Origin of the sequence: Nonomuraea sp. NPDC049419, assembly GCF_040676995.1 — a bacterium.
Classification (GTDB): Bacteria; Actinomycetota; Actinomycetes; order Streptosporangiales; family Streptosporangiaceae; genus Nonomuraea; species Nonomuraea salmonea.
In genome coordinates this window covers 108,471-133,127 of the sequence record NZ_JBFAQB010000020.1, presented here as the reverse complement: position 1 = coordinate 133,127, position 24,657 = coordinate 108,471, and the positions used below count along the sequence as shown (strand labels likewise).

Genomic DNA, 24,657 nt, shown 5'->3' with positions numbered 1-24,657 from the left:
CGTCTCGGCATAGGATTTGGACTATATAGTCCCGTTTCAGATCAGCCAAATCGCATTGAGCCGAGGTCTAGGACCTGCTGGTCCCTTCACGAATGGCCCGGCTGAAGGTCGCGCCGAGTCCCCTCAGCGCCGTCATGACCTCCGCGTCGTCCGCGGTGTCGGAGGCCCACCACACGTGCCCGTCAGGACGCACGACCACTCCCGCGGCGGTGGTCCACGCCGGCTCTCCGGCGACCACGTCGATCCCCATCGCCATCGCGAGCGCGGCCGCTTCAGTGCCCAGCGCGCCGGGCCGGTGCAGCAGGACGGGCCGGCCGGACTCCAGCAGCTCGAAGCGGCCGGGCACCCGGGCGCCGGTGAGGGGATGCCCGTCCGACGGGTACGCCACGTCCAGCGCCGACAGCTTGCGGGCCAGCGTCAGAGAGAGCTCGGGCACCGTCGCGAGCAGGCCGTTCAGCAGCGACCGCAACGCGGCGCCGTCCGGTGAGGTCGCGGTGATCAGCGACGACTGGGCCAGCGTGTGCTCCGCGAGCTGCTCGCCGATCGGGTGGCGTTCGTCGTGGTAGCCGTCCAGCAGTGCGGGGTCCGCCTCGCCGCGCGCCACGGCGGCGAGCCGCCAGCCGAGGTTCATCGCGTCCTGCACGCCGACGTTCAGGCCGACTCCGCCCGCCGGCAGGTGCATGTGCGCCGCGTCGCCCGCGAGCAGGACCCGCCCCTTGCGGTACGTCTGGGCGACCCTCGTCGCGTTGCCGAACCGGGACAACCAGCCCGGGTCGTGCATCCCGAAGTCGCTGCCCGCCACCCGGATCGTGGTCTCCCGCAGTGCCTCCAGCGTGAACGGGTCCGCCGCGCCGTTGTGGTGCGCGTCCACGCCGGCGATCCGGTGCCTTCCGTCGCGCACGGGGACGCTGATGAGGGCCCCGTGCTCGTTGTGTGCGCTGACGACGGCAGGTTCGCTGAGCCGCACCTCGGCGACGTAGCCGTAGGACGTCGTGTCGGTCCCGGGGAACGCGATGCCCGCCGCCTTGCGCACGGTGCTGCCCGCGCCGTCGGCGCCCACGACGTAACCGGCCGTGCGGGTGTACGCGCCGTCAGGGCCGTCCACGTGCAGGGTCACCCGCTCGCCGTCCTGGTCGAGGCCGGTGACGGTGTGACCGCGCAGGATCACCGCGCCCTTCGCGCGCGCGTGCTCCTCGATCAACTCCTCGGTGCGGACCTGGGGAATGGCCAGCATGAACGGGTACGGCGTGTCGAGCACGCTGAAGTCGAGCCGGCTCTCCAGCATCCCGAAGTGCCACCGCGGCACCGGTGTCCCCTCGTCGAGGAACAGCCCGGCCAGGCCGCGCATGGCCAGCACCTCGATCGTGCGCGGATGGACACCCAGCGCCTTCGAGTGCGGGCTGCGCTCCGCCGCCCGTTCCAGGACCACGACTGGCACCCCGGCCAGCGCCAGCTCCGCCGCGACCCACAGCCCGACGGGACCCGCGCCGACCACGACGACGTCCTCGATTGATTGGATGGCGCTGCTATTCATAGTAGTGACTCTACATTGAGTTGAGTGGCTATAATCAAGGGCATGGTTGAGCGCGGCTATCGGTCACCGGTGCGGGCCAGGCACGCCGAGGACACGCGGCGGTCCATCATCGAGGCGGCGGCCACCCTGTTCGCCGAGCGGGGTTACCCCAGGACGAGTGTCGCCGCCGTCGCCGCAGCGGCCGGCGTCGCCGTCAACACCGTCTACACCAGCGTCGGCAACAAGCCCGCCCTGATCATGGCGCTGTCCGAGGACGGCGCGGGCGACGATGCGGCGGTCGAGACCCTGCGGAGGATCGAGGAGTGCTCCGACCCGCGCGAGATCCTGCGCATCCTGGCCGACGGCACCGGGCAGGTGCGCAGGCGCCGCCACGACGTGCTGGCGATCCTGCTGAACAACAAGTACGCCGATCCCGACGTCGCCGCGGCCGCCGACGTGGCGACCCGGGCCGTGCGCGACAGGTTCAAGGCCGTGACCGCCCGCCTGATCGCCATCGGCGGCCTGCGAGAGGGGCTCACCGGCACGCAGATCGAGCAGACATTGTGGTTCTACTTCGGCTTCGAGGCGTGGCGGACCGTACGCGACTTCGGCTGGAGCTGGAAGGAGGCGGCGGACTGGCTCGCCGAGCAGGCCGCCCGCGCGCTCTTGCCGCCAATTGAGTAGAGGGTACTCATGCGTTCCCCGGCGCGGGCGGCCGATCCTGAGTGATCAGGAGAAGTGAGCGGCGTTCACAGGGGGAGCCATGGCGTCATCGCGAGTGCGTGTGCTCATCATGGTCGGCGTGCTCGGCCTCGTGGCGGTGGGCGGGGTCGTGTGGCTGGTCGGCGTCGCCACCGGCGGCCCGGGAGGGTCGTCGGCCGGCGCCGGGGTGAGCATGCCGGTGGACGACGAGGAGGTGCCTGACGAGGAGGTACCTGACGGGGACGTACCTGATGAGGGCGTACCTGACGAGGGCGCACCTGACGAGGTGCGGTCACCCGCCGGCGAGCCGAAGTCCCAGGAGACGTCACAGGGCAACCACCGCAGGAGCGTCCGCTGGAACGGCGTACGCCTGGACGGCTCCACCGGTGACGACGGCTGCGTCACCATCATCAACAAGACCTCGACCGTCGCGACGATCGAGTCGGTCTCCTTCGAGGTGCGGTCGGGCCCCGGCCGCGCCACCGCCCGCTCGGCTCCCGGCCACTGTGAACCCACCGGCGACCCGCTGTGCCAGGGCGTCACGCTGCGGGCAGGCTCCCAGTGCCTGGCCGGCGCGCTCATCACGGGCGAGCCGTCCGACAGCCCGTACGTCATCCAGGCTGTGGTCCACTTCCGGTACAGGTGCGTCAACGTCGAGGACGCGCCCTGCGACGAGGTCCAGAACTGGGCCGGCCCGGCGCCGACCGAGCAGCGGCCGGTGGAGATCAGGGGCGCGACCGCCAACAACGTCCCGCAGTTCGAGTACTACATCGGCGGCACGGACACCTCCGGCGACGAAGAGGACGACACCACCGCCTCCCCCGAACCGTCCCCGGAGGTCACCGACGCCCCGCCCACCTCGGAGGACGGCCCCGGCGCGGCGAGTGAGACCACACCCGGCGATGGCACGGCCACGACGCCGGAGGGAGAATGACGAGCGACGTCGAACAGGCGGACGCGCCGAAGCCGCAGCCGACAGGCGAAGAGCCTGCCTCCCGCCGAACCGCGCGGGCGACGGAGCCCGCGCCCGAGCAGCCGGTCGAGGAGACCACGCCTCAGCGGCCGGCCGCGCAGACCGCGTCCGAACATCCGGCGGACGGTGGGCAGGAGCCGATTTCGGCGCGGATGCGGCAGTTCGCCGAGGCCGTGGGCCCCACGACGCTGGCCACCGCGGTGCTCATCTACTTCGGCTATGTGGCGACCCGCGCCCGCTTCGACTACTTCGGCGTCTCCCTGGAGATGGCGGACCTGTCCAACCAGAGCCTGCTCCTCTACGGCCTCGAGGTCGTGTACGTCCCGGCGGCCCTGATGTGCCTCGGCGCGCTCCTGGTCATCGCCGTCCACGCCGCCGTGTCCAGACAACTGGCACGCCGCCCGGGCGACCCGCTCAATACGTTCATGGCCGCCGTCATCGCGCTGATCGGGGTGCTGCTGGTCGCCCGCGCGCTGATCGGCATGTTCCTCCAGGACGCCCAGACCAGCGTGGTCATCGGCACGACACCGCTGGCCCTCGCGTCCGGCCCGGCCGCGGTGGCGTACGGGATCCACGTCCATGGCAAGAACCGCGGCCGCCCGCTCCTGTCACCACGGCTGGCCAGGAACGGGGTGCTGAGCGTGGCGGGCCTGGCCGTCGCCGGCCTGTTCTGGGCCTCCACCACGGTCGCCTGGGCGTACGGCATCGGCCTCGGCGAGCAGGACGCCGCCGAGCTGCCCCAGCGCGCCGAGGTGGTCATCGACGTGAAGCAGGAGCTGCACGACGTGCCTCCAGGCATCACCCACACCCGGCTCCGCACCACCGATAAGGACCCCGGCTACGAGCACCGCTACCGCGGCTTCCGCCTCCTCCTCGCCTCCGGCGGACGGCTGTTCCTGGTCAACTCGCGGTGGAAGCTGGGCCGCGACCAGACGATCGTGCTCCCGTACGACGGCGGCGTCCGCATCCAGCTCATCTCCCAGCCCTGACCGCCGCGAGGTCAGTAGGCGAGCTCGCCGATGCCGCCGTCGACGCGGAGGACGGTGCCGGCGGTGTAGGCGGACTCGTCGGAGGCGAGGTAGACGGCGGCCTTGGCCAGCTCGGTGGTGGTGCCGATGCGGTGGAGGGGAACGGTGCGGCGGAACTCGTCGTAGATGGCGGCCTGCCGTTCCGGCCCGAGCGAGGCGAAGGTGTCCGTGAGGGTGGGGCCGGGGCTCAGGCCGTTGACCCGGACGCCGCGTTCCTTCAGCTCGTACGTCAGCCCGCGCGCGAAGGACAGCAGGCCCGCCTTCGCGGCGCCGTAGACGGCCGCGTTCTCGTGGCCGACGAAGGCGGAGACCGAGCCGACCAGGATGATCGACGCCTGCCGCGACAGGAGCGGCAGCAGGGCCTTGATCAGGAAGAACGGCCCCTTGAGGTCGGTGGCGACGAGCCTGTCGAAGGCGTCTTCCGTCCATTCCTCGATCGGCAGATGGGTGACGTCGGCGGCGTTGCTCATCACGATGTCGAGCCGCGGCCACTCCTCGCGCAGCCGCGCCGCGAGCGCCGCCTGGGCGGGCACGTCGCCGGCGTCGCTGACGGCGGTCAGCAGCGGGCCGTCCAGGTGCCGGGCGGCCTCGTCCAGGCGTTCCCGTGATCGGCCGGTGATCGCGACGGCCGCTCCTTCGGCGAGGAACTGGCGGGCCGTCTCCAGCCCGATGCCGCTCGTCCCTCCCGTGATCAGTGCGTACTTCCCGGCAAGGCGACCCATGAAGATCACTCTCCTCAACACTTCTGTGCATTCGTTCAAAAATTCGGGCAGGCGCCACCGTACGGCATTTTGTGCAAGCGGTCAAAAAGTCATAACCTGAGTTCATGGCACGTACCGGGCGCCCCCGCGCATTCGACGAGAGCCAGGCCCTGGAGCGCGCGCTCATGCTCTTCTGGTCCCGCGGCTACGGCGCGACCTCCGTACAGGACCTCGTCGAGGCCCTCTCCCTCGAACGGGGCAGCCTGTACGGCGCCTTCGGCGACAAGCGGAGCTTCTACCTGGCCGCGGTCCGGCTCTACTGGGACACCTACGAGCGAAGGCTGACCGCGGCGCTGCAGGAGGGCCCGGTCCTGCCGGCGCTGCGCGAGGTGCTCGTGACCCCGGCCCGCGCGCCGGAGGACACCCCCGACGCCCCGCATGGATGCATGATCGGCAACACCACCGCCGAGCTCGTCCCGCAGGACGACGAGGCCCGCGAGGTCGTGGCCCGCGCGCACGCGCGGTTCATCGAGATCGTCGCCGGCGCCCTGCGGCGCGCGCAGGCCGAGGGCGAGGTCACCACGGCCGCCACCCCGGAAGCCCAGGCGCAGCTCCTGCTCTTCACCGTGCAGGGCCTCTCCCTGGTCTCCCGCGCGGGGATCGACCAGGCCGCCGCACTCGCCGCCGCCGACGCCCTGATCGGCGCCCTCCGCGCCTGACCCCTGCGTCAGCGGGGTGTGTAGACGGTCAGGCGGAGGCCGGGGTCCTCATTGGCCTGGAAGGTCGCGTAGTCGAAGGCGCGGCCGTGCAGCACCTTGCCGCCCGCGCCGCCCCGCGCGACGTCGTGCCGCGTCCACCAGCGGCCGAACTCCGGGCAGCCGCGCCGCAGGCGATCGGCCAGGGCGGTGAAGGCGGCGTCGGGCGCCCACAGATCGTAGGCGGCCCGGAACTGGGCCGTGGCGTGCCGCGCTTGCGCGGCCCAGCCGGCGCCGAACACGTCGCGGGCCATCGGCGTGAGCAGCAGGTAGACCAGCACGTTGCGGTCGCCGGGCGGCAGCCGGTCGAGGCCGGTGAACAGCTCCTCGGCGGCGTCGTTGGCGGCCAGGACGTCCCAGCGGCGGCCGGTCAGGTAGGCGGGCCGGTCGAGGCTGTGCAGCAGGCGGACCGAGCCCTCAGGGGCACGCTCCCTGGTGAACGCCGGCAGCGCGGGCCGGTGGGCCAGCGTGCGCAGGTGGGCGTGCTCGGTCTCGTCGAGGCAGAGCGCGCCGGCCAGGGCGTCAACGGTGGCGGGGGAGGGGCTGACGGCACGGCCCTGTTCGAGGCGTACGTACCAGTCGATGCCGATGCCCGCGCGCTCGGCGACGTCCTCGCGGCGCAGGCCGGGTGCGCGACGGCGGCGGCGCGGCGGCAGCCCGACCGCCTCAGGGGTCAGGCGCTCCCGCCGCGAACGCAGGAAGTCGCCGAGCGCGCGGCCGGTGGGCTCGGGCATGATCGCCGCCTTTCCGCAGGGTGGTATCGCGCCATCCCAGGACGATACCGGTCCTGGTTACGACCCTGGCCGGGCGGCCAGGATGTGGTCGGTTCTGCGGAAAGGAGCACGATCATGAAGGCTGCCGTGCTGAAGGAGTTCGGCTCACCGCTGGCGGTGGAGCAGGTGCCGGACCCGGTGCTGGGCACCGGCGAGGTGGTGGTGGACGTCGTGGCGGCGCCGGTGCTGCCGTACGCGACGGAGGTGTTCAGCGGCGAGCGGCAGTACGCGCTGACGCTGCCGGTGACGCCCGGCGCGGGAGCGATCGGCCGGGTACGCGCGTGCGGCCCCGACGCCACCCGGCTCGCCCCGGGCGACTGGGTGCTGTGCGATCCGGCCATCCGCTCCCGCGACGACGTGCTGACCCCCGACATCACGTTGCAGGGGCTGAGTGCGCGCGGCGAGGGCGGGTTGTTCCTGCAGCGGCACTTCGGTCAGGGCTCGTTCGCCGAGCGCGTGCTGATCCCCACGGAGAACGCGGTGCCGCTCGGCCCCGTCGAGCCCGCCGACGCCGGGGTGTGGAGCGCGCTGACGCTGGCTCTCGTCCCGTACGGCGGGTTCCTCGCGGGCGGGCTGGAGCCGGGGGAGACGGTGCTCGTCAGCGGGGCGACCGGCAACTTCGGCGGCGCCGCGGTCGCCGTCGCGCTGGCCATGGGGGCCGCCCGCGTCGTCGCGCCGGGACGCGACGAGGGCGCGCTGGCCGAGCTGGTGCGCCGCTTCGGCGACCGCGTCACCCCCGTACGGCTCACCGGGGAGGACGACACCGAGCGCATGATGACGGCGGCGGGCGGCCCCATGGACCTGGTGCTCGACATCCTGCCGCCCGCGGCGGGGCCGGCTCCCGTACGGGCCGCCGCCATGGCCGTGCGCGAGGGCGGCAGGATCGTGCTCATGGGCGGCGTCGGCATGCTGGACGGCGCGGAGCTGGCACTGCCGTACCGGTGGCTGATGCGCAACAACGTGACCGTGCGCGGGCAGTGGATGTACCGGCGCGACGCCCCGCTGCGGCTGGTCGCGCTGGCCCGCTCCGGCCTGCTCGACCTGCGTCAGTGGGAGGTCACCGAGTTCCCGCTCGACGACGCCGTGGAGGCGGTGGCCCACGCCGCCGACAGGGCCGCCCCCTTCCGGCTCACCGTGCTCCGTCCCTGACCCGGAGGGCGCGGGCGCACGACGTGAGGGTCTCCGCGAGCGTCGCCCGGTCCTTGTCGTCGATGTCGGCCAGCATGACCGCCTCGATGGCGTCCAGCGAACGGTCGCAGCGGCGCAGCACGCGCAGGCCCTCGGGGGTGAGGCGGGTGCGCAACGCGCGGCCCCCACCAGGGTGCGGGTCGCGGCGGATCAGCCCGCGTTGCTCGAGGTCGCGGATGACCAGGTTCATCGCCTGCGGCGTGACGAAGGCGATGCGGGCCAGGTCGGCCGAGGACGGGGCGTCGCGCAGGCGCAGTTCGCTGAGCGCCATGTACGCGGTCGTCGTCACGCCGTGCCGGGCCAGCGCCTCGTCCAGGCAGGCGCGGACGAGGCGCTCCAAGCGGAACACCAGATAGCTCACGTGGGGCGGCGGCGGGTCCGGCACGGCGGCCGAGGGGGTACCCGGATCGGTCACCAGGCGACGATATCGCGCTCTGTCCGGCATGTAAGTTTCACGCCATTATCAAGGTCCTTGATAACAAGCCACTTGATAACCAGCGGAAACGGCCCGCAGCCAGATGATGTTGATCGGGCCCGCATTGACGCTGCACCACGGCCCTTTTACGGTCCTGCGAACGACACCATCGGCAGGAGGGATCGCGCATGACACGATTAACGAAGATGCTGGCCGGTGCCTGCGCGGCGGCGCTCTTCGCCGCCATGTCCGTGGTGCTCGGCTCGCCGGCCGCCGCCGCCAGCCTGGTCGAGGTGACCGGCTTCGGCAGTAACCCGGGCAACATGCGCATGCACGTCTACGTACCGGACGCACGCCCCGCCGCGCCGGCCATCGTGGTCGCCATGCACGGCTGCGGCGGCTCAGGCCCCGGCTTCCACCAGAGCAGCGAGTTCGCCTCGCTGGCCGACCGTTACGGCTTCGTCGTCATCTACCCGACCGCCACCCAGTCGGCGGGGTTCGGCAACTGCTTCGACACCTGGTCCGACGCGGCCAAACGGCGCGGCGGCGGCAGCGACCCCGACTCGATCCTGTCGATGATCGGCTACGTCGAGCGGACCTACGGCGGAGACCGCAACCGCGTCTACGCCACCGGCAGCTCGTCCGGCGGCATGATGACCCAGCACATGCTCGCCGTCCACCCGGACGTGTTCAAGGCCGGCGCCTCCTTCATGGGCGTGCCGTTCAACTGCTTCGCCGGCGCCGCCGACTACCCGCCGGGCAGCAGCAGGTGCACCGGCGGCAGCATGGACCGCACGCCGCAGCAGTGGGGCGACGCGGTACGCCAGGCGTATCCCGGCTTCTCCGGCGTCCGGCCGCGCATGCAGCTCTGGCACGGCACCGCCGACACCCTCGTGCCGTACTCGCTGCTGCGCGAGTCGGTCGAGCAGTGGACGAACGTGTTCGGGCTGAGCCAGACCCCGACCAGCACCGACACCCCGCAGGCCGGCTGGAACCGCAGCCGCTACGCCGACTCCTCCGGCACCGTGCAGGTGGAGGCGTACAGCATCCAGGGCGTCGGCCACGCGCTGCCCCAGAGCGGCATGGCCCGCTACGCCGTCGAGTTCTTCGGCCTGACCAGCACGGCCGACACCACGCCGCCGACCACGCCGGGCACCCCCGTCGCGTCCGGCGTGACCGCCACCGGCGCCACGCTGACCTGGACCGCCTCCACCGACCAGGGCGGCTCCGGCCTGGCCGGTTACACCGTCTACCGCGAGCAGGGCGCCACCGACCAGCAGCTCGGCCAGTCCACCACGAACTCGATCACCCTCACCGGGCTGAGCGCCGGCACCCAGTATCAGGTGTACGTACGGGCGCGTGACGGCGCGGGCAACCTGTCGGGCAACTCGGCGACGGTCACCTTCACCACGACCTCCACGGGAGGCGACACCACGCCGCCGACCGCCCCGTCCGGCCTGGCCGCGTCGGGCACGACCGCGACCGGCACCACCCTGACCTGGACGGCCGCCACCGACGACACCGGCGTGACCGGCTACCGGATCCTGCGCGCGACCGGCGGCACGTTCACCCAGGTCGGCACCTCGGCCACCACCTCGTTCACCGACACGGGCCTGACCGCGAGCACCACGTACCGCTACCAGGTCCGCGCGTACGACGCGGCCGGCAACGTCTCCGAGGTCTCGAACACCGTCGAGATCACCACCTCCGAAGGCGGCACGAGCGGCGGGTGCACGGCCGTCCCGTCCGTGCAGTCCCAGTGGGGCAACGGGTACGTCATCCAGCCCCTGACCGTCACGAACACCGGCACCTCCACGATGGCCGGCTGGACCGTCACGTTCACCCTGCCGGCCGGCCACACCCTGACCGGCTCGTGGAACGGCACCGTCTCCACCAGCGGCAGGACCGTCACCGTACGGAACGTCGGACACAACGGCACGCTCGCGCCGGGAGCGAGCACCGGGAGCTTCGGCTTCCAGGCGAGCCGGCCGAACGGCGACACCGCCCTGCCCTCCGCCTACGCCTGCGCCTGACCACCGGCGGACACGCGCACCGCTGAGCCCTCGCGCCGAGGGCTCAGCGCCGCCTGCACCGTCACGCGGCAGACCTCAGAACCGCCTGGCCGCAGCGCGAGGACCAGCCCGATGAGACCGAGGAGCACGGTCATCACCATGTACTGGGCGTCGTGGAACTTGGCGTGCGGCGGCCAGGCCGGGTTGAAGGCGTGCTGCGCCGCCAGCTCGGGGATGACCAGGTCGGCCAGCATGGCGCCGGCCATGGTGATCACCGCGACAGCGATGATCAGAATCCGGGGGAGTCGCATTCCATCTCCAGGGTCGGTCAGTGCAGGCCGCGCTTGCCCGGGGCCCAGAAGGGTTTGACCTTGATGGACGTCCGTGGCCAGTTGCGTTCGCGGACGAGGAAGTCGCGGACGAGCTGGCACGTCCGCGCCTCGCCGGCCACGTAGGCGGCGCCGGCGTTGCCCGGCAGGTCCAGCCCGGCGACGGCGTCGAGCAGCACCCGCGAGGCCACGGCCGGGGAGCCGTGGCGGTGGACGCGCCGCAGGGGTCTCCCCGGCAGGGGCAGGTCGTGCTCGGGGGCCTCGCTCTCCACGACGCCGTGCACCTCGGCCGCGTCTCCCAGCGCCCTGATCATCGGTCCGAAGGCGGCACCGGCGGTCTCCTCGCCGATGAACACGTGGAAGTCGGCCTCGCGGGTGAAGAAGTCGCCCTGCGGCCACCAGAACGTCACCCGGTCGCCCGGCCTGGTCTCCCTGGCCCACGCGAGGCCGATGCCGTCGCCTTCGTACAGGTGGACGCGCAGCTCGATCGCCCTCCTGCCGGGGGCGAGCTCCCAGATCGTGTACGTGCGCAGCGTCTCGCCGGGGCGCAGGATGCCCGACACCGACAGGGGGTCCTTGAGCTGGACCCTGATGTGCTGGCCGGGGGTGTAGGAGAAGGCGACGGGCTGGTCGGTCTCCAGCCTGATGCGCCGCATGGCCGGGTTGACCTGCTCGGCGACGGTGATCGTCGCGTCCATGGCGTACTTGCCGAACAGCCGGTCACGCACCGTGCGAGCCACGTCAGGACTCCTTCCGCCGCCGCAGGTGCGCGGACCTCGATATCCGCCACCACACGGCCGTGACCAGTCCCAGTACCGCGAGAAGAATCCACCCCATGAGCTAATCCTTAGTGGTTCTAAGTTTGTTTAGAGGCATTAAGGAAACATAGATGGCCTAAGATGTCAACGGCAGACGACGGGAGAGGTGCTGATGTCCGCACAGACCGGCAGGCGCGAACGGTTGCGCCGGGCCACGCTGGAGGAGATTCACGCGGCGGCGCGCAAGCTGCTGGTCGAGCAGGGATCGGCCGCGGTGACCGTCAACGCCGTCGCCCGGCAGGTCGGCATGAGCGGTCCGGCGCTGTACCACTACTACGCCGGGCACGACGAGCTGGTAGGCGCGGTGACCGCCGACTTCTACCGCGAGCTGGCCGCCATCATGGAGCAGGCCCGCGACGCCCACCCTGATGCGCCTGTCGGTGAGCGCCTGCTGGCCGCCTGCCGCGCCATGCGCGCCTGGGCCATCGCCCATCCCGCCGAGTTCGGCTGGATCTTCGCCAGCCCCATAGCCCCGCCGAACCGGCGGCCCGACTCAGTGCGGTACGAGGCCGCCGTACGCTTCGAGCAGGTCTTCCTTGACCTGGTCGTCGAGCTGTGGCAGACCCGCCCGTTCCCGGTGCCCGACCCCGGCAGCCTGCCCGCCTCCCTGCGCGAGCAGCTCTCCGCGTACGCGGCCGCCATCGAAGGACGCCTGCCGCCGGAGGCCGCCCACGTCTTCCTGTCCTGCTGGATCAGGCTGTACGGGCTGCTCTGCATGGAGGTCCTGCACCAGCTCGACTTCGCCTTCACCGACGCCGCGCCCCTCTACGAGGAGTGCCTGCGCGACCTGGCCGCCGCCCTCGCCATCGACGACCCGACCTGACATCCAGGACATGGCATGATCCGCGTCATGGACGATCCCACCGCCCGGACCACCGCCACGTACGACCGCATAGCCTCCGATTTCGCCGTCCGCTCCGAGAACCCCGACGCCACGTTCCTCACCTTCCGCGCCCGCTTCGCCGCCGCCCTGCCCGCCGGTGGCCGCGTCGCCGACCTCGGCTGCGGCCCGGGCAGAGACGCCGCCTGGTTCCGCGAGCAGGGGTTCCGCCCGATCGGCGTGGACCGGTCGGCCGCCATGGCCGCGCTGGTCGCCGCCCGGGGTGTCCCGGTGGCCCTGGGCGACCTGCGTCACCCGCCGCTGGCAGCCGGCTCGCTGACCGGGCTGTGGTCGGCGGCGGCACTCCTCCATGTACCGGCCGACGAGACCGTCCCCACGCTGCGCGCCTGGCACGCGGCGCTGCGCCCAGGAGGCGTGCTCGGGCTGAGCACCTCGGCCGGCGACGGCGCGGACTGGGAGCCGGTGCCGCACCATGAGGGGCTCGTCCGCTGGTTCGTCCACCGCGACCCGCAGCCCCTGCTCGCCACCCTCACGGAGATCGGCTTCGAGGTACGCGAACACGCCGTGACCTCCACCCACCGCACCTGGCTGAGCGTCCTCGCCGTCCGCCGCCCGGATCTGTCGGACCCGGCTGCGAGACTCCCGGCATGAAGCTCACCGCGCGGGCGCTCAACCGGGCCACGCTGGATCGGCAGCTGCTGCTGCGCAGGGAGCCGCTGGACGTGGCGGAGGCGGTGCGGCGGGTGATGGCGTTACAGGCCCAGGAGGCGGCCTCGCCGTACATCGCGCTCTGGAACCGCGTCGCGGACCTGGACGCCGCCGACCTCGACACCGCTTTCGCCGACCGTCGGGTCGTACGGGGGACGACGATGCGGATGACGCTGCACGCCGTGCACGCCGACGACTACCCGGCCTTCCGCGACGCCATCGAGCCGACCATGTACGCCACGCAGCTGAACGGCCGCTTCACCCCGCCGGGCCTCACCGTCGAGGCGGGGCGGGCGCTGGTCGAGGGGCTGCTGGCGTTCACGGGTGAGCCGCGGACGGTGCAGGAGATGAAGGACTGGCTGGAGCCACGCCTCGGCGGGCTGCCTGCGGCGGGGGTGTGGGCGGTCCTCCGCTCGTACACGCCGATGGTGCGGGTGCCGACGGGCGGGCCGTGGTCGTTCACCAGTCGCGTGTCCTGCGTCGCCTCCTCACCCAGGCCCACGCTCGACCTGGACGCCTCGGCCGAGGCTCTGGGGGTGCTGACGCGACGCTGTCTGCAGGCGTTCGGCCCGGCCACGGTGGCGGACGTCGCGCAGTTCGCGCTGGTGCAGCAGGCGCGCGTCAAGGAGGTGCTGCGCGCCATGGACGGCGAGGTCGAGCAGTTCGAGGGCCCGGACGGCCAGCCGCTGTGGGACCTGAGGGACGCGTCCCGCCCGCCCGAGGACACCCCGGCGCCGCCGCGCCTGATGGCCATGTGGGACAACACCCTGCTCGCCCACGCCGCCCGCGACCGCCTCCTCCCACCCGCCTACCGCAAGCTCGTCATCCGCGCCAACGGCGACGTCCTCCCCACACTGCTCGTGGACGGCCACGTCGCCGGTGTGTGGCGGCCGGCGGACGGCGGAATCGAGGCGGCGCCCTTCCACCCGCTGCCGGACGAGACATGGGACGCACTAGCCGCCGAGGCGAAGACCCTGGTCACCTGGCTGGCCGGCCGCGACCCACACCCCTACCGCCGCTACGAACGCTGGTGGCACAAGCTTCCTGACCTGAAGACCACACTGCTTCCGGGCTAGGGGACGCTGGCCGGCCGCCCGAGGTTACGCCATCATGGGGCCGTGACTCCGACCCCCGGCGCGTTACAGGACGGCGACTCATTCGGAGCGGCCGTCCCGGAAGAGCTCTTCCCCCTGCCGCCGTCTGTTGACCATTTCAACGAGCTCACCTTCGCAGAGCGGTTGGTGGAGTGGCTGCCCGTTCTGGCAGGAGTGGCAAGTGGCGTGGTCATCGGCGTAGCGGCCACTTTCATGGTTCTTCGGGCGCGGCGGAGCCAGTAGCTGCGCATAGCGGCCGAACCACCCCAGCAGCCGCCGCGCTCGCCGTCCACGTCCCCGGAGGAGGGTGACCGGTCTCACAGCGGGACGGTGTCACGCGGAGAGCTGCTCGGCACGTCCGTGTGGCGGAGGTGCATGAGAGTGACACGCGAAATCCCGACCATTGTCGTGGTCGGTGGCGGCTACACCGGCGTCATGAGCGCGGTCCGGCTGGCACGCAGGACCGTCGCCAAGGTGATACTCGTCAATCCGACCGAACGCTTCACCGAGCGGCTGCGGCTGCATCAGCAGGCGGCCGGGCAGGAGCCGGTGGATTTTCAGATTCCGGAGCTGGTGAAGGGCAGCGGCGTCGAGTTCGTTCGCGGACGGGCCGTCCGACTCGATCTGGAACGGCGTACGGTCCGTGTCGCGGGCACGGGTGGTGAGCGGCAGCTGCGCTACGACTATCTGGTGTACGCCCTCGGCGGCGTCACCGCCACCACCGTCCCGGGAGTGGAGGCGCACGCCTGCACGCTGGACAGCGCGGCCACCGCGACCCGGCTCGCCGCGCGGCTGGCCGAGCTGAGCCGCCAGGGCGGCGGCACGGTCGCGGTGGCCGGGTCCGGGCTCACCGGTGTCGAGGCGGCGGCCGAGATCGCAGAAAGCCACCCTGACCTGCGGGTGGTGCTGCTCGGCCGCGACGAGCCCGGCTCCATGATGGGGCCTGAGGCGCGCCGCCATCTGCGCCGCGCGCTGGACCGGCTCGGCGTGCACGTGCGCGCCGGGCTCCGGGTGACCAAGGTGCTGGCGGACGCGGTGGAGCTGGACGGAGACGAGCCGATGCCGGTGGACGTGCTGCTGTGGACCGCCGGGGTGGTGGGCAACCCGCTGGCGCGGGAGGCGGGCCTGGAGGTGGACGGCGCCGGCCGGGTCGTGGTGGACGCGAGCCTCGCGTCGGTCTCGCACCCGGCGGTGTACGCCGTGGGCGACGCCGCGGCCGTCCGGCAGCCCTGGGGCGAGATCCACGGCACGTGCCAGAGCGGCATCCCGACCGGCGTGCACGCCGCCGACGCCATCGCCCGCCGGCTGCGCGGCAGGAAGCCCAGGCCGTTCCGGTTCGGGTACCTGCATCAGCCTGTCAGCCTGGGCCGCCGCGACGCGGTCATCCAGTTCACCAGGCCCGACGACACGCCGGGCCGGTGGTACCTCACGGGACGGGCGGCGGTGGCGTACAAGGAGGCGGTGACGTCGAGCCCGGCCACGATCTACCGGGTGTCGCGGTGGCTGACCATCCCGGCCAGGATGCTGTCACGCACCGGCGCGCGGGCCGGCCGTCCGGTCGCCACCGGATGACCGGCCCGCGCGCCGCCCTGGATGCCGCCCCTAGATGCGGGACCAGCGCTGGTTGGCGCCGCCCGTGCAGGACCAGATCTGCAGCCGGCTGCCGTTCGCCGTGGCGTTGCCGGCGACGTCCAGGCACTTGTTCGCGCCGACGGCGGTGATGCTGCCGTCGGCGTTGAAGCGCCACTGCTGGTTGCTCTGGCCGTTGCAGTCCCAGATGATGACGCCGGTGCCGTCGGCGGTGCCGGCGTTGTCGACGTCCAGGCACTTGCTGCCGTAGACGCGCAGCTCACCGCTGGGCGTGGCGGTCCACTGCTGGTTGGGCTGCTGGTGGCAGTCCCAGATGATCACTGCGGTGCCGCTCGTCTGGGAGGCGCCGTTCACGTCCAGGCAGCGGCCGGAGCCCACGCCCTGGAGGCGGTTGGCGGGCAGGGCCGTGCCGCCGCTGACGCGGAAGACGGCGGTGCCGTGGGCGGGGACGCTCGCCGAGATGGTGCCGGTCGTCGTGGTGACGGCGTTCGTCCAGGCGTCGCGCAGGGTGAACGGGCCGCCGGTCAGGCCGATGGCGGCGGCGGTGGTGCTGACCGTGGTGGTGCCGCCGCCCTGGTTGAACAGCGCGACCGCGACGTCGCCGTTGCTCAGCCGCTTGGCCAGGACGCGGCGCGTGCCGTCGTTGCTCACCTGGGTGGCCTGGAGGCCGAGCGGGTCCTGGTTGATGGCGATGAGGTTCGCGTTCTTGAGGATCGTGGAGGTCGCCGCGTTCATGTTCCTGACGTCGTTCCCGGCGATCAGCGGGGCGGCCATGATCGCCCACAGGGCGAAGTGGCTGCGCATCTCGGTGTCGTTCATGCCGCCCCGGCCGACGACCATCATGTCCGGGTCGTTGAACTGGCCCGGCCGGGCGTAGCCGGCGAGCGGCACGTTCACGTTGACGATGTTCTGGATGCCCATCGGGTAGCCGTTGGTCTGCCCCGTGTTCCAGGCGTTGGTGATGTCCTCGGTGGTGCGCCAGATGTTGGCGACATCGCCCCAGTTGCGCTGCGGGCCGGTCTTCTCGTGGATGCTGTTGGGGTTGATGCTGTAGAGGATCGGCCGGCCGGTGGCGGCCAGCGCGTCGCGCATCTTCGCGAACGTGCGCACCTGGTCGTCGATGCTGCCGGTGGGGGAGCACCAGTCGTACTTGAGGTAGTCGACGCCCCAGGCGGCGAACTGCCGGGCGTCCTGCTCCTCATGGCCGAGGCTGCCGGTCGCGCCCGGGTAGCTGTTGAAGTACTGGGCGCAGGTCTTGTCCAGCGGCGCCTGGTAGAGCCCGAACTTCAGGTTCCTGGCGTGCAGGTAGTCGCCGAGCGCCTTCATGCCGCTGGGGAAGCGGGACAGGTTCGCCTGCAGGTTGCCCGCGGAGTCGCGGTTGGGGTCGAACCAGCAGTCGTCGACCACGACGTACTCGTAGCCGAGGTCGCGCATGCCGTTGCTGACCATCGCGTCGGCCGTCTGCTTGATCAGCGTCTCGTTGATGTTGCAGCCGAAGGTGTTCCAGGTGTTCCAGCCCATCGGCGGCGTGCGGCCGACGCCGTTGTCCAGCGCCTGCGCGGGCGCGGACGCGACGGCCCCCGCCGTCAGGGCCAGCAGCAGGGTCAGGACGAGGGATAAGGACGTTCTTCGCATGTCACTCCTCACGAAACGGGTCACGTGAACCGCCACCAGTCGACGTTGAGCAGGTAGCCGCCGCCGCCGGCGAAGCGGAGATAGAGGTCGCGGGTGCCGGTCGCGCCGGAGACCGGGCAGGTGACCGAGGTCCAGGTCTGCCAGCCGCCGGTGCCGCCGACGGTGCAGGTGCCGACGAGGGTGCCGGTGGCGCTGCCGAGCCGCAGCTCGATGCGGCCGCCGCTGGTCGCCGATGCCACCCGGGCGGTGAAGGAGGAGGCGCCGCCGCCGAAGGCGACGCCCTTGACCTTGAGGTGGTCGCCGTTCTCGATGTAGCCGACGTTCATGCCGCCCGCACTGGACGGCTCGGTCTCGACGCCGGAGGCCCAGGCGACCGTCTCGGCCTCCTGGCGGACGTACGGGTCGAGCGTGCCGACCTGGGGCGGCCCCGCGGCGGTCATGTTGATCGTGGGGATCGTGCCGTCGCCGTTGTAGGTGAACTTCTCCACGGCCACCGACCTGGTGAAACCGCCCCCGCCCGGCAGAGCGCCGTTGTGGTAGAAGAAGTACGAGCCGCCCTTGTAGTCGATGACCCCGGCGTGGTTGGTGAAGCTGCCGCCCTGGCGCGGCATGATCGTCCCCCGGTACGTCCACGGCCCGGTGGGGCCGGGAGCCGTCGAATAGCCGATGAACTCCGAGCAGCACTCCGCGGCGAAGACGTTGTAGTACAGGCCGTTGCGCTTGAAGACCCACGGGCCTTCCTCGTACAGGGTCGGGCGGCTGGCATTGCCCGTCCGGGTGCCGAAGCCCGCGGTGGTGAGCGGGATCTGGGTCGGGCTGCCGGAGTAGGAGATCATGTCCTGGTTCAGCCGGACGTACCAGAGACGGGGGTTGCCCCAGTACAGGTAGGCCTGGCCGTCGTCGTCGATGAACACGTTCGGGTCGATCTCGTTGTTGTTGACCAGCGGGCGGCCGAGCGCGTCACGGAAGGGCCCGGTCGGGCTGTCGGCGACCGCGACGCCGATGGCCATCGAGCCGGTGGCGCGGTGGCGGACCGGGACGTACCAGTAGAAGCGGCCGTTGCGGTACGCGACGTGCCCGGCCCAGGCGTTGGCGTCGGCCCAGGCGAACGTGGCCAGGCTCATGGGGGAGCCGTGGTCGGTCCAGTTGGCCATGTCCGTGGTGGAGTAGACGCGCCAGTCGCGCATGGTGAAGTACGTGGAGCCGTCCTCGTCGTGGCCGGTGTAGAGGTAGAGGCGGCCGTTGTGGACGAGCGGCGCCGGGTCGGCCGTGTAGACGGTCTGGACGATCGGGTTGTCGGCGCGGGCCGCCGACGGGACCACCACGGCCGCGAGCAGCAGGCTCACGACGCATAAGACGGTACGCAGGACGGATCTCACCAGAGGTCTCCTTCGGGGAACGCGGTTCACAGGAATCTCCAGAGGGTGCCGGACGCGCCGTCGTCGGCGAGCACGACCTGCGCGCCCTGCGCGGTGCCGGCGAGGCCCAGGACGCGTCCGCCGTTGGCGCACTGGATGCGGAAGGTGGCGCCCGACCCGTGACGCAACCGCCAGCGGTGGTCGGCGGTGCCGTTGTCGGCCCACTGCACGACCCGCGACCCGGCGGCGGTGCCCATGTTCTCCACGCCCAGCACCTTCTGGCTGTGGGAGTTGCGCAGCCGCAGCCAGCCGCCGCTGTCGGTGATCGCCGTCCACAGGTGGTCGGCGGTGCCCGTGTCGCCCCACTGCAGGACGAGCGCGCCGTCGGCGGTGGACATGCCGGTGACGCCGAGCACCATCCCGGTGCTCACGTTCTGGATGCGCCGCGCCCCGTTCGGCACGAACCGCCACTGGTTGTCCCGGCTGCCGTTGTCGGAGTCCTGGACGGCTTGCGCGCCGTTGGCCGTCGAGCCGTTCCTGATCCCGAGCAGCTTGCCGCTGTGCACGTTGCGGACCGTGACGGACCCGTCGCCGGCGTCGGTGATCGTCCAGCGGTGGTCGGCGGTGCTGTTGTCGCTCCACTGCAGCACCCGGGCGTCGTCGGCGGTGGACATGTTCTCGACGCCGAGCACCTTGCCGCTGTGCACGTTGCGGAAGCGCAGGGCGGCGCCGTCGACGATCGGGACCCAGTCGTGGTCGGCGGTGCCGCTGTCGGTCCACTGCAGCGCCAGGCCGCCGTCGGCGGTGGACATGTCCTGGATGCCGAGCACCAGCCCGCTGGCCGCGTTGACCAGCCGGAAACTCGCGCCGCCGCCGCCTGCGCCGCCGCCGGTGTTCCAGTACACGACGTAGTTGTGGCCGTGGGCGTCGTGGAACGGCCCCAGCCGCACCGCCGCCCCGCCGGCCGAGGCGGTGAACGCCAGGGCGGAGGTGCTGGTCCGGGTGATCGAGGAGGGGTCAAGGACCGGCGCGGCCGACAGGCTCGTGCTGCCGTAGTCGCCCGACAGCACGACCGGGCCGTAGGTGACGGCCTGCAGGCCGGGGTCGTCGTTGGCGGCCTTCATGACCACCCGCATGGGCAGCCGCACGGTCACGGTGTCGCCGGACGCCCACGACCGGGTGAGGTCGGCGTAGGTGCCCGGGGTGGTGGTGACGTCCTGCGAAGCTCCGTTGACGCTGATCGTCGCGCCCTGCGTCCAGCCCGGGATGCGGATGCGCATCGTCCACGTTCCCGCCACCTCGCCGGTGACCCGTAACGACGTGGTGTCGCCCGCCGGGTACGAGGTCGTCTGGGTGACCGTGATGCCGCGCCGGGTCCAGTCGAGCGTGGAGGGGACGAACAGGTTCACGTACAGGGTGCTGCCGTCGTGGAAGTAGATCGAGTCCATCAGCTTGGTGTTGGTCTCGATCCCGGTGCCCTGGCAGCACCAGAACGAGGCGTAGTCCGTGCTCCAGGTGCCGCCGCCCCAGGCCGGGCCGACCCCGCGCCGCCCGCCGGGGTTGAGCGGGGTGAAGTAGGTGACGTGCCCGTGCGCGTCGGCCGGGTTCTGCTGCCCGATCAGGTGGTTGAGCAGGGCGTTCTCGTAGTAGTCGAAGTAGTCGGCCCGGGACGGCGACAGCAGCCACAGCTCCCGCGTGAGCTTGAGCATGTTGTAGGTGTTGCACGCCTCGCCGGTGTCCCTGGTCAGGTGGGCGGCGATCGCGTTGGGCGCGCGGAAGTGCTCGGCCTGGCTGTTGGAGCCGTTCACGTACGTGTGCGCGCCGACCGTGAAGGCCCAGGCGTTGGCGGCGATGTCGCGGTAGCGGGTCGTGCCCGTCGCCTTGTACGCGCGGGCCGCCCCGACCCACTTGGGCACCTGGGTGTTGGCGTGCAGCCCGTTGAGCCGGTCCTGGCCGGCGGCCAGCGGGTCGAAGACGGCCGCGTGGTCGAAGCGCTGGGCCGTGGCCAGCCAGCGGGCCTCGCCGGTGAGCTGGTACAGGTCCGTCAGCACGGCGTTCATGCCGCCGAACTCGGTGCCGAGCATGGCCTGCATCTGGGCGTACGACAGCCGCGACGTCCGCGCGTCCACCCACCCGGCCAGGGCCAGCAGCACGGTCCTGGCCTGGGTGTTCCCGGTCAGCCGCCAGACGTCGAGCAGCCCGGCCATGGTCTTGTGGATGCAGTAGTACGGGACGTTGCCGTTGCTGAGTGTGCGATTCTCCACGGCCGTGATGTCGGACTCGGGGAAACCGGACAGGTAGCCGGAGGTGAAGCCGGCCGCGGCGTTGTTGGCCTGGCAGCGGGCCAGCTCGGCCACCATGTACGCGGCCTTGTCCCGGCAGACGGTGTCGCCGAGCACGGCGTAGGCGTGCGCCCACGAGGTCAGGAAGTGGCCCTGCATGTGGGAGCGGAACGGGAAGCTGGGCGCGTCCCAGCCGCCGTTGGCCGCCGCGCCGCCGGTGGACAGCCGGTGGTTGGCACGGAAGACGTACAGCAGCCGGTCGACGTCGACGAAGCGCAGGTAGCTGAGCGTGCGGTTCTGGTTGTCCAGCCAGCGGCCCGAGGTCAGCCGGACCTCGCCTAGGTCGAAGGCGTAGGCCGACACGCCGATGTCGGGCCTGGCCCAGGGGACTGCCGCCTGGGCGGGGGAGGCGCCGGCCACCTGGCCGGCGACCGAGAGCGCGGCGGTCGCGCCCGCGGCCTGGAGGAGCTGGCGACGGCTCAAGGACATACGGGACTCCTCGGCTTCGGATGTTAGCGTTAACAGCTCGACTGGCTGTTAGCGCTAACAATTAGGGGAGGGTGCGGGTCTCCTTCGGTGGGGGCGTTGTCGCGGAGTACATCCGACGGTCGGACCTGGCGTCAACGAGGGGGAGCCCCCTGCCGACCCGGGCGCCGCCGCGGGAACGCCATCTCGCCTGGAGTTTCGCCTCTGGGCGAGATCACGGCGCGGTGCCCGTGCCTGTGAAAGTTTCACAGATGCACCCGCTTGGCAAGCAGTAACGTGACAGAGATCCGATGTTAAGTTGCCGCGCGAAATCGCTCCGTCAGCGCGGCAGGTGAGCGGGCGCAGCAGGCCATGGGGGCGGTGCCGCCGGATCAAGTTTCTCTCCGCCGACGGTTGACGAGCCGTGTCAGGGGCCTTTACGTTCCTCCAGAACCACCGATCACCATTACTTCCCCGTCCCAGACGACCGGACCTGAGCCGTACCAGGGCGGCAGCGCTCCCCGCGCCGGACGCCGGCGCGAGCATGCCCGCAGGCAGCGCCCGGATGGCCGGTCCACGCTCCCGCACGCCCGCGACCCGCAAGGGAACGAGAAGCGAGATGTCCGACCTATCGCGAAGGCAAGTCTTGAGATTCGGCGCGGCCGGTGCCGGAGCCGCGATGCTGCCGCTGTCCTGGACGGCCACCGCCCGAGCCGCCTCGGCGCCCCCTCCGGAGGTGCGCGCCGCGAACGACCTGGCCCTGTGGTACGACGAGAGCGCCGGCACCGACTGGCTGCGCGCCCTGCCGATCGGCAACGGCCGCCTGGGCGCCATGGTGTTCGGCAACACCGACACCGAGCGGCTGCAGCTCAACGAGGACACCGTCTGGGCCGGCGGTCCCTACGACCAGAGCAACCCCCGAGGGGCGGCGGCGCTGGGGCAGATCAGGCAGCTGGTCTTCCAGAACCAGTGGGGCCAGGCCCAGGCCCTGATCGACCAGACCATGCTCGGCTCCCCGGCCGGCCAGCTCGCGTACCAGACCGTGGGCGACCTGCGCCTCAGCGTCGGCAGCGGCGGCGTCTCGGAGTACCAGCGCCACCTCGACCTCACCACGGCCACCACCGCCGTCTCTTACGTGCGCAACGGCGTACGGTACGCGCGCGAGGCGTTCGCCAGCGCCCCCGACCAGGTGATCGTCCTCCGCCTGACCGCCGACCGGCCGGGCTCGATCACGTTCTCCGCGACCTTCGACAGCCCGCAGCGGACGACGCGCACCAGCCCGGACGGGACCACCGTGGCGCTCGACGGCGTCTCCGGCGACATGGAGGGCGTGCCGGGCTCGGTCAAGTTCCGCGCCCTGGCCAGGGCCGTCGCCGAGGGCGGCAGCGTCACCAGCTCGGGCGGCACGCTGCAGGTCCGCGGCGCCGACAGCGTGACCCTGCTGATCTCCATCGGCTCCGGCTACGTCAGCTTCCGCGACGTCGGCGGCGACCACCAGGGCATCGCCCGGCGCCATCTCGACGCCGCCGCCGGGCGGACGTACGACGAGCTGCGCAGCCGGCACGTCGCCGACTACCAGCGGCTGTTCGGGCGCACCACCCTCGACCTCGGCCGCACCGCCGCCGCCGACCAGCCGACCGACGTGCGGATCGCGCAGTACGCGAGCACCGATGACCCGCAGTTCGCCACGCTGCTCTTCCAGTACGGCCGCTACCTGCTGATCTCCTCCTCCAGGCCGGGCACCCAACCGGCCAACCTGCAGGGCATCTGGAACGACTCGCTCACCCCGGCGTGGGACTCCAAATACACCATCAACGCCAACCTGCCGATGAACTACTGGCCGGCCGACACCACGAACCTCGCCGAATGTTACGAACCGGTCTTCGACATGATCGACGACCTCACGGTCACCGGCGCCCGCACGGCCCAGGTCCAGTACGGCGCCGGCGGCTGGGTGACCCACCACAACACCGACGCCTGGCGCGGGACGTCGGTCGTGGACGGCGCGTTCTGGGGCATGTGGCAGACCGGCGGCGCCTGGCTGGCCACCCTCATCTGGGACCACTACACCTTCACCGGCGACAAGGAGTTCCTGGAGCGGCACTACCCGGCCATGAAGGGCGCCGCGCAGTTCTTCCTCGACACCCTCGTCCGCGAGCCGAACCTCGGCCACCTCGTCACGAACCCGTCGAACTCCCCGGAGCTCGCCCACCACGCCGACGCCAGCGTCTGCGCGGGCCCCACGATGGACAACCAGATCCTGCGCGACCTGTTCGACGGCTGCGCCAAGGCCGCGCAGGAGCTCGGCACCGACGCCGGCTTCAGGACGCAGGTCCTCGCCGCCCGCGACCAGCTGCCGCCGATGAAGATCGGCTCGCGCGGCAACATCCAGGAATGGCTGTACGACTGGATCGAGCCCGAGCGGGCCCACCGGCACGTCTCCCACCTGTACGGCCTGCATCCCAGCAACCAGATCACCAAGCGCGGCACCCCGTCGCTGCACACCGCCGCCCGGCGGACCCTGGAGCTGCGCGGCGACGACGGCACCGGCTGGTCGCTCGCCTGGAAGATCAACTACTGGGCGCGCCTGGAGGAGGGCGGCAGGGCCCACCAGCTGCTCGGCCTCCTCGTCCGTACGGACCGGCTCGCGCCCAACATGTTCGACCTGCATCCCCCGTTCCAGATCGACGGCAACTTCGGCGCCACGTCCGGCATCGCCGAGATGCTGCTGCAGAGCCACGCCGGCGAGCTGCACGTGCTGCCCGCCCTGCCATCGGCCTGGCAGAACGGCGCCGTGCAGGGCCTGCGGGGCCGCGGCGGCCACACCGTGGGCGCGACCTGGCGATCCGGCGCGGCCACCGAGATCCTCGTCGGCTTCGACCGCGACGCGACGGTGAACGTCCGCAACCGCTCGTTCGCCGGCACCCTCCAGGTGACCGACACCACGACCGGCGGCACCCTCACCGTCACGAAGCCGGAGCAGGACGTCATCACCCTGACCGGCCAGGCCGGCCGCACCTACCGCGTCACGGTGACCGCCGCGCCCGTCACCTACGTCCGCATCGCCAACGCCACCACCGGCCTCGTCCTGGACAGCGGCGGCAACGTCCCCTCCGGCTCGGTGGTCAAGCAGTGGTCCTACGACGGCAGCACCAACCTGCAGTGGCGGCTCATCGACCTGGGCGGCGGCTGGTACCGCATCGTCAACCGCACCAACGGCATGGTCATCGACAGCCGGGGCGACGCCGCCAACGGCGCGAACGCGCGGCAGGCGCCCTGGAACGGCGGCGCCGCCCAGCAGTGGCGCCTCAACGCGGTGTCCGGCGGCCGTCACCAGATCATCAACCGGAGCACGGGGACCGCTCTCGACGGCATGGGCAACGCCACCGTCGGCTCCACCGTGGGGATGTGGGCTCCGAACGGCAGCACCAACAACCAGTGGACCATCACCCCGGTGTGACCCCCGGCCGGGCGACC

20 protein-coding genes are annotated in these 24,657 nt (G+C 71.7%); 11 read left to right on the top strand and 9 right to left on the bottom strand.

The annotated features are described in order from the left end of the window. Positions 1-67: 67 nt before the first annotated feature. Positions 68-1,534 (bottom strand): FAD-dependent monooxygenase, encoded by a 1,467-nt coding sequence (locus AB0K12_RS39235; protein WP_364572681.1) that lies wholly within the window; start codon positions 1,532-1,534, stop codon positions 68-70. Positions 1,535-1,576: 42 nt separating this feature from the next. Between AB0K12_RS39235 and AB0K12_RS39230 the strand changes: the two genes are divergently transcribed. The 3 genes from AB0K12_RS39230 to AB0K12_RS39220 all read left to right on the top strand — a co-directional run bounded on the left by AB0K12_RS39230 (position 1,577) and on the right by AB0K12_RS39220 (position 4,177). Further along, positions 1,577-2,197 (top strand): TetR/AcrR family transcriptional regulator, encoded by a 621-nt coding sequence (locus tag AB0K12_RS39230; RefSeq protein ID WP_364572679.1) that lies wholly within the window; start codon positions 1,577-1,579, stop codon positions 2,195-2,197. A 79-nt stretch (positions 2,198-2,276) separates the two neighbouring features. Next, on the top strand, positions 2,277-3,149 hold the full coding sequence (locus AB0K12_RS39225) for a hypothetical protein (RefSeq protein ID WP_364572677.1): 873 nt from the start codon (positions 2,277-2,279) through the stop codon (positions 3,147-3,149). Next, complete coding sequence (locus AB0K12_RS39220) at positions 3,146-4,177, top strand: hypothetical protein (protein WP_364572675.1); 1,032 nt, start codon at positions 3,146-3,148, stop codon at positions 4,175-4,177. Before AB0K12_RS39225 ends, AB0K12_RS39220 begins: the two co-directional genes overlap by 4 nt. 11 nt (positions 4,178-4,188) lie before the next feature. Here the strand turns inward: AB0K12_RS39220 and AB0K12_RS39215 are convergent, their stop codons facing one another. Further along, positions 4,189-4,938, bottom strand: a complete 750-nt coding sequence (locus AB0K12_RS39215) for an SDR family oxidoreductase (RefSeq protein WP_364572673.1) — start codon at positions 4,936-4,938, stop codon at positions 4,189-4,191. A 104-nt stretch (positions 4,939-5,042) separates the two neighbouring features. Between AB0K12_RS39215 and AB0K12_RS39210 the strand changes: the two genes are divergently transcribed. Next, positions 5,043-5,636: a TetR/AcrR family transcriptional regulator gene (locus AB0K12_RS39210; protein ID WP_364572671.1), complete on the top strand. Its 594-nt coding sequence runs from the start codon at positions 5,043-5,045 to the stop codon at positions 5,634-5,636. A gap of 8 nt (positions 5,637-5,644) precedes the next feature. Here the strand turns inward: AB0K12_RS39210 and AB0K12_RS39205 are convergent, their stop codons facing one another. Then, positions 5,645-6,406, bottom strand: a complete 762-nt coding sequence (locus tag AB0K12_RS39205) for a helix-turn-helix transcriptional regulator (RefSeq protein ID WP_364572669.1) — start codon at positions 6,404-6,406, stop codon at positions 5,645-5,647. 114 nt (positions 6,407-6,520) lie between these two features. Between AB0K12_RS39205 and AB0K12_RS39200 the strand changes: the two genes are divergently transcribed. Continuing rightward, positions 6,521-7,594 carry a zinc-binding alcohol dehydrogenase family protein gene (locus AB0K12_RS39200; RefSeq protein WP_364572667.1) on the top strand — a complete coding sequence of 358 codons (1,074 nt, stop codon included), beginning with the start codon at positions 6,521-6,523 and terminating at the stop codon, positions 7,592-7,594. Here AB0K12_RS39200 and AB0K12_RS39195 read toward each other — a convergent pair. Further along, positions 7,575-8,048, bottom strand: coding sequence for a MarR family transcriptional regulator (locus AB0K12_RS39195; protein ID WP_364572665.1), 474 nt, complete (start codon positions 8,046-8,048; stop codon positions 7,575-7,577). The genes AB0K12_RS39200 and AB0K12_RS39195 overlap by 20 nt on opposite strands. A 188-nt stretch (positions 8,049-8,236) precedes the next feature. Here AB0K12_RS39195 and AB0K12_RS39190 point away from each other — a divergent pair, with 188 nt between their 5' ends. Beyond that, positions 8,237-10,081, top strand: a complete 1,845-nt coding sequence (locus AB0K12_RS39190) for a PHB depolymerase family esterase (protein ID WP_364572663.1) — start codon at positions 8,237-8,239, stop codon at positions 10,079-10,081. Here AB0K12_RS39190 and AB0K12_RS39185 read toward each other — a convergent pair. Together AB0K12_RS39185 and AB0K12_RS39180 are read right to left on the bottom strand one after the other, a co-directional pair. Continuing rightward, complete coding sequence (locus tag AB0K12_RS39185; RefSeq protein WP_364572661.1) at positions 10,066-10,371, bottom strand: DUF6640 family protein; 306 nt, start codon at positions 10,369-10,371, stop codon at positions 10,066-10,068. The genes AB0K12_RS39190 and AB0K12_RS39185 overlap by 16 nt on opposite strands. A gap of 17 nt (positions 10,372-10,388) precedes the next feature. Further along, on the bottom strand, positions 10,389-11,129 hold the full coding sequence (locus AB0K12_RS39180) for a siderophore-interacting protein (RefSeq protein WP_364572659.1): 741 nt from the start codon (positions 11,127-11,129) through the stop codon (positions 10,389-10,391). Between the two features lie 190 nt (positions 11,130-11,319). Here AB0K12_RS39180 and AB0K12_RS39175 point away from each other — a divergent pair, with 190 nt between their 5' ends. The 4 genes from AB0K12_RS39175 to AB0K12_RS39160 all read left to right on the top strand — a co-directional run bounded on the left by AB0K12_RS39175 (position 11,320) and on the right by AB0K12_RS39160 (position 15,422). Then, positions 11,320-12,030, top strand: a complete 711-nt coding sequence (locus AB0K12_RS39175; RefSeq protein ID WP_364572657.1) for a TetR/AcrR family transcriptional regulator — start codon at positions 11,320-11,322, stop codon at positions 12,028-12,030. A 27-nt stretch (positions 12,031-12,057) separates the two neighbouring features. Beyond that, positions 12,058-12,699, top strand: a complete 642-nt coding sequence (locus AB0K12_RS39170) for a class I SAM-dependent methyltransferase (protein ID WP_364572655.1) — start codon at positions 12,058-12,060, stop codon at positions 12,697-12,699. Beyond that, positions 12,696-13,832 (top strand): winged helix DNA-binding domain-containing protein, encoded by a 1,137-nt coding sequence (locus AB0K12_RS39165; protein ID WP_364572653.1) that lies wholly within the window; start codon positions 12,696-12,698, stop codon positions 13,830-13,832. The genes AB0K12_RS39170 and AB0K12_RS39165 overlap by 4 nt, the downstream gene beginning before the upstream one ends. Before the next feature lie 399 nt (positions 13,833-14,231). Continuing rightward, positions 14,232-15,422 carry an FAD-dependent oxidoreductase gene (locus tag AB0K12_RS39160; RefSeq protein ID WP_364572651.1) on the top strand — a complete coding sequence of 397 codons (1,191 nt, stop codon included), beginning with the start codon at positions 14,232-14,234 and terminating at the stop codon, positions 15,420-15,422. Positions 15,423-15,452: 30 nt separating this feature from the next. Here the strand turns inward: AB0K12_RS39160 and AB0K12_RS39155 are convergent, their stop codons facing one another. From AB0K12_RS39155 to AB0K12_RS39145, 3 genes are read right to left on the bottom strand one after another with little or no spacing between them, the layout of a single operon-like run. Then, a complete protein-coding gene (locus tag AB0K12_RS39155; RefSeq protein ID WP_364572649.1) occupies positions 15,453-17,075 on the bottom strand; it encodes a ricin-type beta-trefoil lectin domain protein in 1,623 nt (540 codons plus the stop codon). 20 nt (positions 17,076-17,095) lie between these two features. Next, complete coding sequence (locus AB0K12_RS39150) at positions 17,096-18,454, bottom strand: glycoside hydrolase family 43 protein (RefSeq protein WP_364572647.1); 1,359 nt, start codon at positions 18,452-18,454, stop codon at positions 17,096-17,098. 26 nt (positions 18,455-18,480) lie between these two features. Next, positions 18,481-21,204, bottom strand: a complete 2,724-nt coding sequence (locus AB0K12_RS39145; RefSeq protein ID WP_364572645.1) for a beta-L-arabinofuranosidase domain-containing protein — start codon at positions 21,202-21,204, stop codon at positions 18,481-18,483. Positions 21,205-21,826: 622 nt separating this feature from the next. Between AB0K12_RS39145 and AB0K12_RS39140 the strand changes: the two genes are divergently transcribed. Then, on the top strand, positions 21,827-24,640 hold the full coding sequence (locus tag AB0K12_RS39140) for a glycoside hydrolase N-terminal domain-containing protein (protein ID WP_364572643.1): 2,814 nt from the start codon (positions 21,827-21,829) through the stop codon (positions 24,638-24,640). Positions 24,641-24,657: the final 17 nt, after the last annotated feature.

Bases quoted from the DNA above. Each gene is read 5' to 3' on its own strand.
- AB0K12_RS39230 (WP_364572679.1), top strand. From the start codon at position 1,577: ATGGTTGAGCGCGGCTATCGGTCACCGGTGCGGGCCAGGCACGCCGAG.
- AB0K12_RS39175 (WP_364572657.1), top strand. From the start codon at position 11,320: ATGTCCGCACAGACCGGCAGGCGCGAACGGTTGCGCCGGGCCACGCTG.
- AB0K12_RS39155 (WP_364572649.1), bottom strand. From the start codon at position 17,075: ATGCGAAGAACGTCCTTATCCCTCGTCCTGACCCTGCTGCTGGCCCTG.
- AB0K12_RS39165 (WP_364572653.1), top strand. From the start codon at position 12,696: ATGAAGCTCACCGCGCGGGCGCTCAACCGGGCCACGCTGGATCGGCAG.
- AB0K12_RS39235 (WP_364572681.1), bottom strand. From the start codon at position 1,534: ATGAATAGCAGCGCCATCCAATCAATCGAGGACGTCGTCGTGGTCGGC.
- AB0K12_RS39200 (WP_364572667.1), top strand. From the start codon at position 6,521: ATGAAGGCTGCCGTGCTGAAGGAGTTCGGCTCACCGCTGGCGGTGGAG.
- AB0K12_RS39210 (WP_364572671.1), top strand. From the start codon at position 5,043: ATGGCACGTACCGGGCGCCCCCGCGCATTCGACGAGAGCCAGGCCCTG.
- AB0K12_RS39220 (WP_364572675.1), top strand. From the start codon at position 3,146: ATGACGAGCGACGTCGAACAGGCGGACGCGCCGAAGCCGCAGCCGACA.
- AB0K12_RS39185 (WP_364572661.1), bottom strand. From the start codon at position 10,371: ATGCGACTCCCCCGGATTCTGATCATCGCTGTCGCGGTGATCACCATG.
- AB0K12_RS39205 (WP_364572669.1), bottom strand. From the start codon at position 6,406: ATGCCCGAGCCCACCGGCCGCGCGCTCGGCGACTTCCTGCGTTCGCGG.
- AB0K12_RS39190 (WP_364572663.1), top strand. From the start codon at position 8,237: ATGACACGATTAACGAAGATGCTGGCCGGTGCCTGCGCGGCGGCGCTC.
- AB0K12_RS39225 (WP_364572677.1), top strand. From the start codon at position 2,277: ATGGCGTCATCGCGAGTGCGTGTGCTCATCATGGTCGGCGTGCTCGGC.
- AB0K12_RS39170 (WP_364572655.1), top strand. From the start codon at position 12,058: ATGGACGATCCCACCGCCCGGACCACCGCCACGTACGACCGCATAGCC.
- AB0K12_RS39215 (WP_364572673.1), bottom strand. From the start codon at position 4,938: ATGGGTCGCCTTGCCGGGAAGTACGCACTGATCACGGGAGGGACGAGC.
- AB0K12_RS39145 (WP_364572645.1), bottom strand. From the start codon at position 21,204: ATGTCCTTGAGCCGTCGCCAGCTCCTCCAGGCCGCGGGCGCGACCGCC.